At 67.9% G+C, this 11,924-nt stretch carries 9 protein-coding genes; 6 read left to right on the forward strand and 3 right to left on the reverse strand.

All coding sequences use genetic code 11. The annotated features are described in order from the left end of the window. The first annotated feature begins 66 nt into the window (after positions 1-66). From ACAG20_RS15630 to ACAG20_RS15640, 3 genes are all read left to right on the forward strand, one after another. On the forward strand, positions 67-1,041 hold the full coding sequence (locus ACAG20_RS15630) for a GlxA family transcriptional regulator (protein WP_370493216.1): 975 nt from the start codon (positions 67-69) through the stop codon (positions 1,039-1,041). 73 nt (positions 1,042-1,114) lie between these two features. After that, complete coding sequence (locus tag ACAG20_RS15635; RefSeq protein ID WP_370493217.1) at positions 1,115-2,347, forward strand: MFS transporter; 1,233 nt, start codon at positions 1,115-1,117, stop codon at positions 2,345-2,347. Next, positions 2,344-2,754, forward strand: a complete 411-nt coding sequence (locus tag ACAG20_RS15640; protein ID WP_370493218.1) for a DoxX family protein — start codon at positions 2,344-2,346, stop codon at positions 2,752-2,754. The genes ACAG20_RS15635 and ACAG20_RS15640 overlap by 4 nt, the downstream gene beginning before the upstream one ends. A 21-nt stretch (positions 2,755-2,775) precedes the next feature. Here ACAG20_RS15640 and ACAG20_RS15645 read toward each other — a convergent pair whose 3' ends face one another. Next, entirely contained in the window at positions 2,776-3,828 is a 1,053-nt protein-coding gene (locus ACAG20_RS15645) for an NAD(P)-dependent alcohol dehydrogenase (RefSeq protein WP_370493219.1), read from the reverse strand. A 153-nt stretch (positions 3,829-3,981) separates the two neighbouring features. Then, positions 3,982-5,526, reverse strand: a complete 1,545-nt coding sequence (locus tag ACAG20_RS15650) for an alpha/beta fold hydrolase (protein ID WP_370493220.1) — start codon at positions 5,524-5,526, stop codon at positions 3,982-3,984. Positions 5,527-5,821: 295 nt separating this feature from the next. Between ACAG20_RS15650 and ACAG20_RS15655 the strand changes: the two genes are divergently transcribed. Then, the gene (locus ACAG20_RS15655; RefSeq protein WP_370493221.1) at positions 5,822-7,699 is read left to right on the forward strand and encodes a hypothetical protein; all 1,878 of its coding nucleotides are present in this window, start codon (positions 5,822-5,824) and stop codon (positions 7,697-7,699) included. Here the strand turns inward: ACAG20_RS15655 and ACAG20_RS15660 are convergent. Continuing rightward, positions 7,692-8,765, reverse strand: a complete 1,074-nt coding sequence (locus ACAG20_RS15660) for an iron-siderophore ABC transporter substrate-binding protein (protein WP_370493284.1) — start codon at positions 8,763-8,765, stop codon at positions 7,692-7,694. The two genes, ACAG20_RS15655 and ACAG20_RS15660, sit on opposite strands and share 8 nt — an antisense overlap. Before the next feature lie 141 nt (positions 8,766-8,906). Here ACAG20_RS15660 and ctaD point away from each other — a divergent pair, with 141 nt between their 5' ends. Both ctaD and serB read left to right on the forward strand, forming a co-directional pair. Further along, positions 8,907-10,631 carry a cytochrome c oxidase subunit I gene (ctaD, locus tag ACAG20_RS15665; RefSeq protein ID WP_112684388.1) on the forward strand — a complete coding sequence of 575 codons (1,725 nt, stop codon included), beginning with the start codon at positions 8,907-8,909 and terminating at the stop codon, positions 10,629-10,631. Positions 10,632-10,683: 52 nt separating this feature from the next. Further along, complete coding sequence (gene serB / locus ACAG20_RS15670; RefSeq protein ID WP_112684360.1) at positions 10,684-11,916, forward strand: phosphoserine phosphatase SerB; 1,233 nt, start codon at positions 10,684-10,686, stop codon at positions 11,914-11,916. The last annotated feature ends 8 nt before the right edge of the window (positions 11,917-11,924 follow it).

Genomic DNA, 11,924 nt, shown 5'->3' on the forward strand with positions numbered 1-11,924 from the left:
GCCGGCGTGCGTTGTCCACGCGGTGGAATCGGGCCGTCAAAACCTCAGATTGCGACACAATGAGGCGTGGCTGACGCCGGCGCGCCATCGCGCGTAGTGGTGATCGTCGTCTTCGATGACGTGACGATGCTGGACGTCGCCGGTGCCGGTGAGGTCTTCGCAGAGGCCAACCGTTTCGGTGCCGACTACCGGATCAAGATCGCCTCGGTGGAGGGGCGTGACGTCACCTCCTCGATCGGGACGCGCTTAGGGGTCACAGACGCCCTCTCGTCGATCGAGTTCGCCGATACCGTCATGATCGCCGGCGCCGACAACCTGCCGCGCCGTGCGATCGATCCCGAGCTGGTGCAGGCGGTCAGGTCCGTCGCGGGCCGCACCCGCCGGCTGGCCTCCATCTGCACCGGGTCCTTCGTTCTCGCGCAAGCCGGTCTGCTGAACGGCCGCCGCGCCACCACCCACTGGCATGACGTCCGGTTGTTCGCTCGCGCCTTCCCCGAGGTCACCGTCGAGCCGGACGCGATCTTCGTCCGTGATGGCGAGGTGTTCACCTCGGCGGGGGTGTCCTCGGGTATCGACCTGGCGCTGGCGCTGGTTGAGATCGACCATGGCGCAGAGCTTGTCCGCTCGGTGGCCCGGTGGCTGGTGGTCTATCTCAAGCGCGCGGGTGGTCAGTCGCAATTCTCAACGCTGGTCGAGGCCGATCCGGCCCCGCAATCCGCGCTGCGGGCGGTTACCGACGCGATCGCCGCCGACCCCGGCGCGGACCATCGGGTCAGCTCGCTTGCCAAGCGGGCCAACCTCAGTACGCGGCAGCTGACCCGGTTGTTTCGATCCGAGCTGGGAATGACGCCGGCCGACTATGTCGAAAAAGTCCGAGTCGACGCCGCCCGGGCCGCCCTGGACGCCGGTCACAGCGTCACCGACACCGCGCGGCTGGCGGGCTTCGGCAGCACCGAAACCCTGCGACGGGTGTTCGTCGATCACCTCGGCGTCTCGCCGAAGGCCTATCGAGACCGATTCCGCACCGCTCTGCGCGGCTGAACGCCGGCCGGTGTGCCGGCTTTTTTGAGCGAATGACGGGCCGGACCGGACTCGGTGGTGTTTGCATATTCCGGTGAGCAGCGGTGACCGATCCGACGCCAGTGCTCGCCCGGGCGTGCAACTGATCCTGGCCACCTGGGTCTCGGTGATCTGCTTTTGGGCGTGGAATCTGGTCGGCCCGCTGTCGACGCAGTACGCCACCCAGATGTCGCTCAGCGCCAACCAGCAGGCACTGATGGTTGCTACCCCGATCTTGGTCGGGGCACTGGGCCGGATCGTCACCGGGCTGATGACCGACCGCTTCGGGGGCCGCACCATGTTCATCGGGGTTTCGCTGGCCTCGATCATCCCGGTGCTCGTGGTCGGCTATGCCGCGCAGATCGGTTCTTACCCGATGATGGTGGTGGCCGGATTTTTCCTCGGCGTCGCCGGGACGGTGTTCGCCATCGGAATTCCCTTCGCCAACAACTGGTTTGCTCCTGAACGTCGCGGCTTCGCCACCGGGCTGTTCGGCATGGGTATGGCCGGGACCGCGGCATCGGCATTCTTCACCCCGCGATTCGTCAAGTGGTTCGGCCTGTTCACCACCCACGCGATCGTGGCGGGGGCGCTGGCGGCGACTGCGCTGCTGTGCGCCGCAGTGCTGCGCAACGGCCCGCGATTCGTGCCGAACACGGCGAGCGCGCTGCCGAAGCTGAAGGCCGCCGCGAAATTGCGGGTCACCTGGCAGATGTCGGTCCTCTACGCGTTGGTGTTCGGTGGGTTCGTCGCGTTTTGCAACTACTTGCCTATCTATACCAAGACGATCTATGACTTCTCGCAGGTCGGCGCCGGTGAACGCACCGCGGCGTTTGCCTTGGCGGCGGTGCTGGCACGGCTGCTCGGCGGGATACTGGCGGACCACATCCTGCCCAAGTACGTTGTGCTGGCCGCATTGGCCGGTGTTGCCGCGCAGACGCTCATCGCGGTCTTTCGCCCGCCGGCTGACCTGTGGACGGGCCTGACCTTCATTCCGCTGGCCGTCGCGCTCGGTATCGGCACCGGCGGGGTGTTCGCGTGGGTGTCGCGTCGCGCCCCAGCCGGTTCAATCGGTTCGGTCACCGGGATCGTGGCCGCGATCGGCGGCTTGGGTGGCTACTTCCCGCCGCTGGTGATGGGTGCGACATATGATCCGGTGCACAACAATTACACCGTCGCGCTGATGTTGTTGGTGGCTACCGCGGTACTGCTGTTCGGCTACACCGCGATTTTCCTTCCCGCCCGCGAACCCTCACCATCACCTTCGAGTACTGGGAGTCCGAGATGACGACACCGAAGACCGACCGCGGCAAGCGTTCCCGAGTGTGGTTCGCCGGAGCGGCGATCACCGCGCTGCTGGGTGTGTTCTTCGCGTTCGACAGCATCCCGAAGATCGCCGGCATGCGGTTCGCCCGCGAAGGCACCGAAGCGCTCGGCTTCGCCCCGGACAAGACCGCGGTAATTGGCTGGGTCCTGCTGGTATGCCTGATCGTCTTCCTGATTCCGCGCACCGCCGTGCTGGGCGCCCTGGGCCTGACCGCCTACCTGGGCGGGGCGGTGACCGTGAACCTGCATGCCGACAAGCCGCTGGCGGGCTTTGTGTTATCCGGGGTGTATGTCGGCGTGCTGATGTGGGTCGGGCTCATCCTGCGCCGGCCGGAACTGCTGCGGGTGCTGGGAATTCGGCGCAACTGAGTGAGTCAGCAGGCGCCCAGCTCAGACCTGCCGCAGTGACGCGGTGTCGATGACGAAGCGGTAGCGCACATCGGAGGCCAACACCCGCTCGTAGGCGGTGTTGACGTAGTCCGGCTCGATCACCTCGATCTCGGGACGCACACCGTGTTCGGCGCAGAAGTCCAGCATCTCCTGGGTCTCGGCGATCCCGCCGATCAGCGACCCGGACACACTGCGCCGCATCCTGACCAGCGGGCCCGGCGGCACCGCCAGGGACTTCTCCGGCATGCCCAACTCGACCAGAGTGCCGTCGAGGGTGAGCAGGCCCAGGTAGGCGCCCAGGTCCAGGCTCGCCGAGACGGTGTTGAGGATGATGTCGAACTTGCCGCGCAGTTTCTTGAACGTCTCCGGGTCGCTGGTGGCGTAATAGTGTTCGGCGCCCAACCGCAGCCCGTCCTCCATCTTCTTCAAGGACTGGGACAACACGGTCACCTCGGCGCCCATCGCCCTCCCCAGCTTGACGGCCATATGACCCAGGCCGCCCAGGCCGACGACCGCAATCCGGTTGCCCGGACCGACCTTCCAGTGACGCAGCGGTGAGTAGGTGGTGACTCCGGCGCACAACAGCGGGGCGGCGGCGTCCAGCGGGATCTCATCGGGGATGCGCAGCACGTAGTTCTCGTCGACGACGATCGCGCCGCTGTAGCCGCCCTGGGTGGGTTGGCCGTCGCGGCCGACACCGGCATACGTGCCCACCATGCCGCCGCCGGTGCAGTACTGCTCGTGGCCGGCTTGACAGCTGGGGCATTCGCGGCAGGAGTCGACGAAGCAGCCGACGCCGACCCGGTCACCGACCTTGAACTTGGTCACCTGTGCGCCGACCGCGGTGACCACGCCGGCGATCTCATGACCGGGCACCAGGGGGTAGTGCGGGCGGCCCCACTCGGCTTTGACGGTGTGGATGTCGGAGTGGCAGATGCCGGCGAACGCGATGTCGAGCGCGACGTCGTGCGGGCCGGGCTCGCGGCGGGTGATGGTGGTCTTGGTCAGCGGGTCGGTCGGCGACGTGGCTGCGTAAGCGGAAACGATGCTCATCGGGGATATCTCTCTTCACAACTCGAGGTTTTTATATAGTCTAGCGAAGTAAATCGTGTGGTGGTCGTCCGTTCCGCAGCCCAGATGCCATAGCGACGCGCGTTTGCCCAGCGTGACGGCGGCGCCGGGGCCGGTAGGTAATTCTTGACACATTCAGGTGCGGCGGGTGGTCAGCGCGATGCGAGCGGCCGCGCGAAGGAGCCATGGTGTCTGTCGTGCCATCACGGCGACGGCACGGTCCGAGCGACGCATCGAGGCCTGCGGGCCGGGGGTCGGCGTCGACGCCAGCTCAGCCTCGGCCGATCCGGCCGGCGGGCCGTTGCGATTGACCGCCAAAAGTTGCCAGTGGCCGGGAACGCCGCGGAGCTCGACGCTACCGCGGTCCTCGAAGCCGGTGCCCGAACCGACGACCAGGTCGCGCACCGTGCGCGACACCAGGATTTCGCCGGGGCCGGCCTGGCCGACGATTCGTGCCGCGATGTGCACGGCCATCCCGGCGATGTCGTTGTCGATCAGTTCGCACTCACCGGTGTGGATGCCGATCCGGATCTCGATGCCCAGTGCATCGGCGTCGGACTGCAATGCCTCGGCGCAGCGGATTGCCTGCGTCGGGCCGTCGAACGTGGCGAGGTGACCGTCGCCGGTGCTTTTCACCACCGCGCCGCTGAATCGCTCGGTGAGTTCGGCGGTGACGTCACCGAAGCGCTGCAGCACCGCTCGCCACCGTTCGTCGCCGGTCGCCGCGGCGTGTTGCGTCGAAGCGACGATGTCGGTGAACAAAACGGTGCGCAGGGCGCGATGCGACTGCGCCGGCGCCGCATGGCTACCGGTGAGGAACTCTTCGACCTCCGCCAGGATCTTGTCCGGCTCGGACAGAAAGGGTGCATGGTCCGTGCCTTCGACTTCCAGGTATCGCGCTCCGGGGATGTGCGCGGCGAGATACCGACCGCCCTGCACCGGCACCGCGTTGTCCTCGCGGGCATGGATCACCAGGGTCGGCGGGGTGAGCGTCGGCAGGATCGGCCGCACGTCGATCAGAAACGCCGCCTCGAAGGAGGCCCGCGCCATTCCCGGGCTCGCACACATGCGTTCGCACATCGCGAGCTGGCGTAGCGAGCGGACCGATGGCGAACTGATGCTTGCTGTCTCGCCGTTGCCCCAGCCGGACCGCACCGTGCGGCCGGCTTGCTGGAAGCGGGCGAGCTGCTCGATCGACGGTGTGTAATCCTCGCCCAGCTCGTCAAGGAAGCGCGCCCGCAGTTCGGCGGGGTCTCGATCCAGGTCGTCCCAGTCCTCGAAGCCCCAATACGCCACGGTGCCGGACAGGATCAGCGCCCTGGTTCGCGTCGGCCGTGTTGCCGCGAACATGATGGCTACCGGTCCACCGTCGCTCAGTCCGCACACCACGGCCTGTCCGAAGCCGACGGTGTCCATGACCGCTTCGATCTCGGCCGCTCGCTCCTCCAGCGTGCGAACTTTCGGCACCGGGTCCGACAACCCGACCCCGGCCTTGTCGAACCAGGCAATGCGACAGAAGGTTCCGAGCTGGTCCACGAACGCCTTGAATTGCGGGAGGGTCCAGGCCAGCTCGACGTGGGTCACGAACGGCCCGACGATGACCAGCTCGATCGGCCCATCGCCGAACAACTGATAGGCCAGGCTGAGATCGCCACACTTGGCGTATGACGTTTCCGGCACGCAATGAGCCTACTGCCGCCGGGGTTTGCCGTCGCCGAAAACGGAGTGGCCCGACGCCAGCCGGTCACACCGGCCACCGCCGGGAACCGTCGGCCGAAGGAAACCCTTGCGATGCAGGACGTTTCCGTTGCCTCGAACCCGAAAAGACGGGCGCGTCAGCGGATGCGAGCGACTTATCGCTGTGCAGTTCACTGGAAAGGCTGAGAGTTCGCTGCAATGTTGACGATGGTGTAATTTCCGATTGGCCGCTTGCAACGTGCAAGGCGATGTCGGTGCCGCGCGTTACGGTGCGCCAATGGTTACTCGCCCCAAGGTTGATCGCCTCGTCCTCTACAAACACGGGGTGGCCTTCGTCAGTCGCAGCGGGCCGGTCGACGGCGACTTCGAACTGACATTCCGCCGCGACGACATGAAGGACGTACTGAAGTCGCTGACGGTCCACGCCGCCGCGGGCGGTGCATCGGTGGGTGCGGTGTGCTTCGACACCCCGGCCGATCCAGCCACCGAGTTGGCAGACCGCAACCTGCTGCTGGACTCCGGCGCGGCACTGATCGACCTGCTCGACGCGCTGCGCGGCCGCGCCGTCGAGGTGTTCGCCGGCGAACAGACGCACCGGGGTGAGGTGATCGGCGTGGACGACCACGCCGGTGAGCCGGCCCGGCGGCTGCTGGTGGTTCGGGCTGATACCGGTGCGGTCAGCCTGGTCGACCTGACCGACGCCCGTCGCATCGAACTGCTGGAGGCATCCTCCAGAGACGACCTGGAATACCTCATCGACCGGTCCCGCGCCGCCACCGCGGGCCCCAACTGCGACGTCACGGTGCAGATCCGTGGCGCCGCCGACGACGTGCGGGTGTCCTACATCGTCGCCGCGCCGATGTGGCGGGTGTCCTATCGGGCGATCCGCGACGGTGCCACGGTGACGCTGATCGCGACCGGCATCATCCACAACCCGGTCGATGAGGATCTGACCGACGTCGCGGTGACTTTGACCACCGGCCAGCCGATCTCGTTCGACATCGATCTCTACCACGGCCGCCGGGTGCAACGGGTGATCGTGGCTGAAAGTGAGCGAGCGGCGGCGCCGCGGCAGCTGCGCAGCGCCATGCCGCTCGACTCAGCGATTCCGGACGGCATGGCCTTGCCCACGGGCGCCTACGACGCGGCCGCGGCCGAGGTCGAAACCGGCGACCGCGGTGAGTATTTCGAATACCGACTGGCCGCCCCGCTGTCGCTGAAACGGGGCGGGGCGGCGATGGTGCCGTTGGCGGCGGCGCCCGTGGATGCGGTGCGCCGAGAGTTGGTGTGGCGCGAGGGCCGCGGGCCCGCCCCCGACATCGTGCTGGCGTTCAGCAACACCACCGGCCTGGTGCTCGAAGAGGGCCCGGCCGTCGTCTACGAGCAGGACGGCTATGCCGGAGAAGCCATGCTGGACTTCACCGCTCGCGGCGCCGACGTGCGGCTTGCCTTCGCCAAAGATCTCGCGGTGAGCTGCCGCAGCGAAACGGCCGTCCAGACCGTCACCACCCGGATCCGGCTGACGGCCGACGCCGTTGTCGAGGAGCAGCGCTGCGAGCGGTGGCACACCTTGAGCGCCGAGAACGACCACGACGACCCGGTCGACGTCATCTTCGAATTGGGGGTGTCCCCGGACCACACCGTGACCGCGCAGGATGGTGCCACCGACGCCGGCCGCGATGGGTGGTGGCGCCGGTTCAGCGTCACGGTTGGCGGGCACCAGACAGCCGAGGCGACGTTGCTGGAGACCTGGCCGATCTCGTCGGAGATCGACTACGAGGACCTGGAACCGGGCCGGCTGGAGGACTGGCTGGCGGGCCGCTCGCTGGCCGGTGAGACGGTCCAGGCGCTCGGACAGGTCTTGGCGCATCAGAACACCGCTCGCCGCCTCGACGAGCAGTGCGATGAGGCCGAAGAGCAGCGCGAGGCGCTCTACACCGCGCAGAGCCGTATCGCCGAACAACTGCAGGTGCTCGGAACCGAGGGCGCCGAAGGGGAACTGCGGGCCCGGCAGGTGCGCGAACTGGACGCCCTGCAGGACCGGATCAGCGGCCTGGACTCCGAGATGCGCCGGCTGAGCGAGGACGCCGCCGCGGCCCGCCAACAGGCATCGGCCGAACTGCGGCGGCTGATCGGGGAGCGGCCGCCTAATTGATGGGTGCGTTCAGCCAGCGCAGGTCGTCGACCACGCCGAGCGCGGCGATCGGTCCCTGCCCGGTCTGCCACACCTCGTTGTTGACCACGAACACGCGGCTGTCGCGGTTGGCCGCCAGCCGGCGCCACGACACGCTGTCGAACACCGCGGCGGCCCGTGCCTTGGCCGCCGGCGAGGCGAACGAGACGTAGACGATGTCGCCGTCGGCCGCCGACAAGTCCGCCCGGCCGGCCAGATCGGCGTCGCTCGCCGCGATCTCGATGTAGGGCCGGTCGGTGAACCGCTGAGAGGGCGGCCGGTCCACACCGACGGCCTTCAGCACACTGGCAGCGAAGTTGGCCGCCCCGTACACCCGGACACCGGAGTCGGTGAGCGCAACGACCGAAGCCTGGAAGTGGGTGGCGTCGGCGGCCTCACCGGTTTCAGCGGCGGTCCGGCCGAACTTGTCGAGCACCACGTCGGTCGCGCCGCTGCGCGCGGTGGCGGCGCCGACGCCACGCAGGTTGTCCTCCCACGCTGCGCCCGGTGCCCCGGTGAACACGGTGGGGGCGATCGACGCCAGCTCCGAATAGCCGGGCGTCAGGCCCTGGGCGCCCAGGATCAGGTCCGGGTGCAGTGCGGCGATCGCGTCGATGTCGGGCTTGCTGCGGCTGCCCACCGCCGGCAGGCCGTGCACCACGGCGCCCAGGTAGGACGGCTGGTTCTCCGAGTCATCCGGCAGCGCGGCGCCGACGACGCGGGACTGCAGTCCCAGGGCGCACAGCGCATCGAGCTGATCACCGGAGAGCACCACGATGCGTTCGGGCTCCTCGGGGACCTCTACGCCGGGTGGTTCCACACCGGCCGCGTTGTGAACGGAGCGCATCGATGGTCCCGGATCTGCGCGGGCCGGCTCCGGCGCGCACGACTCATCGGGCCGGCGGTCGTTGCCGAGCACGCCGGCACCGGCGACCATGGTCGTGGTGGTGGACGTCGGGGCCGTCTCGGCGCCCTTGCCGGCGCACGCCGAGGCCGCGACCAGCAGCACGGCCAGTGCTGCCGCCGCCGCCCGCCGGTCCGCCCTCATCACGCGGTGACGGTAACACCGACCGGCGCCGCCCCGTCGGTGAGACGAATACGACGTTTTGTAGGAGGCCTATACCGGCGGGGCGACGCTCGGGGTTAGGATTCGACCCAAGTCCCCGGGATGCCCATGTTTGGAGGAATCTTGACCGCAGAAGCACCCCCGCGCGCAGAACTCGAGCCCAGTCGGCCGTTCCCGCCGCGGCTGGGCCCCAAGGGCAGCCTGCTGTACAAGATGGTCACGACCACCGATCACAAGCTGATCGGCATCATGTACTGCGTCGCCTGCATGGTCTTCTTCTTCATCGGCGGCCTGCTGGCGCTGCTGATGCGCACCGAGTTGGTTGCGCCGGGCCTGCAGTTCCTGTCCAACGAGCAGTTCAACCAGCTGTTCACCATGCACGGCACGATCATGCTGCTGTTCTATGCCACCCCGATCGTGTTCGGCTTCGCCAACCTGGTGCTGCCGTTGCAGATCGGTGCGCCGGACGTGGCGTTCCCGCGGCTCAACGCGTTCTCGTTCTGGCTGTTCGTGTTCGGCGCGACGATCGCGCTGGCCGGTTTCATCACCCCGGGCGGTGCGGCTGACTTCGGCTGGACCGGCTACACCCCGTTGAGCAACGCGGTGCACTCACCGGGCGCCGGAGCCGACCTGTGGATCATGGGCCTGGCCGTCGCCGGCCTGGGCACCATCCTCGGTGGCGTCAACATGATCACCACCGTGGCCTGCATGCGCGCCCCCGGGATGACGATGTTCCGGATGCCGATCTTCACCTGGAACATCCTGGTCACCTCGATCATGGTGCTGATCGTCTTCCCGCTGCTGACCGCGGCCCTGCTCGGCCTGGCCGTCGACCGGCACCTGGGCGGGCACATCTACGACTCCGCCAACGGCGGCGAGCTGCTATGGCAACACCTGTTCTGGTTCTTCGGCCATCCCGAGGTCTACATCATCGCGCTGCCGTTCTTCGGCATCGTCAGCGAAGTGATCCCGGTGTTCGCCCGCAAGCCGATCTTCGGCTACGTCACCCTGGTGTACGCGACGATGAGCATCGCCGGGTTGTCGACGGCGGTGTGGGCGCACCACATGTACGCCACCGGTGCGGTGCTGCTGCCGTTCTTCGCGCTGCTGACCCTGATGATCGCCATCCCGACCGGGCTGAAGTTCTTCAACTGGATCGGCACCATGTGGCGGGGCCAGATGACGTTCGAGACACCGATGCTGTTCTCGCTCGGCTTCATGGTCACCTTCCTGGCCGGTGGCTTGACCGGCGTGATGCTGGCCAGCCCGCCGATCGACTTCCACGTCAGCGACAGCTACTTCCTGATCGCGCACTTCCACTACGTGCTGTTCGGCACCATCGTGTTCGCCACGTTCGCCGGCATCTACTTCTGGTTCCCGAAGATGACCGGCCGGCTGCTCGACGAGCGGCTGGGCAGGCTGCACTTCTGGCTGACCTTCATCGGCTTCCACACCACGTTCTTGATCCAGCACTGGCTGGGCAACATGGGGATGCCGCGCCGCTACGCCGACTACCTGCCCACCGACGGGTTCCAGCCGTTGAACATCGTCTCCACCGTCGGGGCGTTCATCCTGGGTGCCTCGATGCTCGCCTTCACCTGGAACGTGTTCAAGAGCTGGCGTTACGGCGAGGTCGTCACCGTCGACGACCCGTGGGGCTACGGCAACTCGCTGGAGTGGGCGACCAGCTGCCCGCCGCCGCGGCACAACTTCACCGAACTGCCCCGGATCCGTTCGGAGCGGCCGGCGTTCGAACTGCACTACCCGCACATGATCGATCGGCTCCGTGCCGAGGCGCACGTCGGCCGTCACCCGGGCGACGAGCTGTACGAGCCCACACCGGTCTGATGCGCCCGCTGGGGGTGAGGCGGCGCCGGGTCCGGTCGGCCAGCCGCCGCGAGTGAGCGCGCCCAAGGTGCCGGTGTTGATCACCGTCACCGGCGTGGATCAGCCGGGCGTGACGTCAGCGCTCTTCGAGGTGCTCTCGCAGTACCCGGTCGAGCTGCTCAATGTCGAACAGGTCGTGGTCCGCGGCCGGCTGACGCTGGGTGTGCTGGTGTCGGCGCCACCGGAGGTGGCTGACGGAACGAGGTTGGCCACCGAGGTCACCGCGGCCATCCACGGCGTCGGGCTGGATGTCACGATCCGACGCGGCGATGACGCCCCGATCATCGCCGTGCCGTCCACGCACCGGATCGTGGTGCTGGGACGGCCGGTAGGGCCCGCTGCGCTGGGAGCACTCGCCCGTGAGATCGCCGAGATCGATGCCAATATCGACATGATCCGGGGCGTCTCGGATTACCCGGTGACGGGCCTGGAACTGCGAGTATCGGTGCCGGCCGGAGCCGCGGGCCGGTTGCAGTCGGCGCTGAGCCAGGTCGCCGCGCAGCAGCGGGTCGACGTGGCATTCCAAGATGCCAGCCTGTCGCGCCGGACCAAACGGCTGATCGTCTTCGACGTCGACTCCACCCTGATCCAGGGCGAGGTCATCGAAATGCTGGCCGCCCGCGCCGGCGCCGGCGACGCGGTCGCGGCGATCACCGAGGCCGCGATGCGCGGCGAACTCGATTTCGCCGAGTCGCTGCATCACCGGGTGGCCACCCTGGCGGGCCTGCCCGCCGATGTCATCCATGAGGTGTCCGAGCAGATCGAGCTCACGCCGGGCGCACGCACCACGTTGCGCACGCTGCGCCGGCTCGGTTTCAAGTGTGGGGTCGTCTCCGGCGGCTTCCAGCAGGTGATCGCACCCCTGGCCGACGAACTGAAGCTGGACTTCGTGGCCGCCAACGAGTTGGAGATCGTCGACGGCACGCTCACCGGCCGGGTGATCGGGCCGGTGGTGGATCGGGCCGGCAAAGCCGATGCGCTGCGCGAGTTCGCCGAGAAGGCCGGCGTACCGCTGGAGCAGACCGTCGCGGTCGGCGACGGCGCCAACGACATCGACATGCTGGCCGCCGCCGGGTTGGGTGTGGCGTTCAACGCCAAACCGGCGTTGCGCGAGGTCGCCGATGCCTCGTTGAGCTATCCGTATCTGGACACGGTGCTGTTCCTGTTGGGCGTCACCCGCGCCGAGATCGAGGCGGCCGACGCCCACGACGGCGTGCTGCGCCGCGTTGAGATCCCGCCGGGGTAGCCGGCCGG

This window comes from Mycobacterium sp. pW045, from assembly GCF_041287085.1.
Lineage (GTDB): Bacteria > Actinomycetota > Actinomycetes > Mycobacteriales > Mycobacteriaceae > Mycobacterium > Mycobacterium algericum_A.

Excerpts from the sequence above, each read along its gene's own strand:
- ACAG20_RS15660 (WP_370493284.1), bottom strand. The coding sequence starts at position 8,765 with ATGAGGGCGGACCGGCGGGCGGCGGCGGCAGCACTGGCCGTGCTGCTG.
- ACAG20_RS15640 (WP_370493218.1), top strand. The coding sequence starts at position 2,344 with ATGACGACACCGAAGACCGACCGCGGCAAGCGTTCCCGAGTGTGGTTC.
- ACAG20_RS15645 (WP_370493219.1), bottom strand. The coding sequence starts at position 3,828 with ATGAGCATCGTTTCCGCTTACGCAGCCACGTCGCCGACCGACCCGCTG.
- ACAG20_RS15655 (WP_370493221.1), top strand. The coding sequence starts at position 5,822 with ATGGTTACTCGCCCCAAGGTTGATCGCCTCGTCCTCTACAAACACGGG.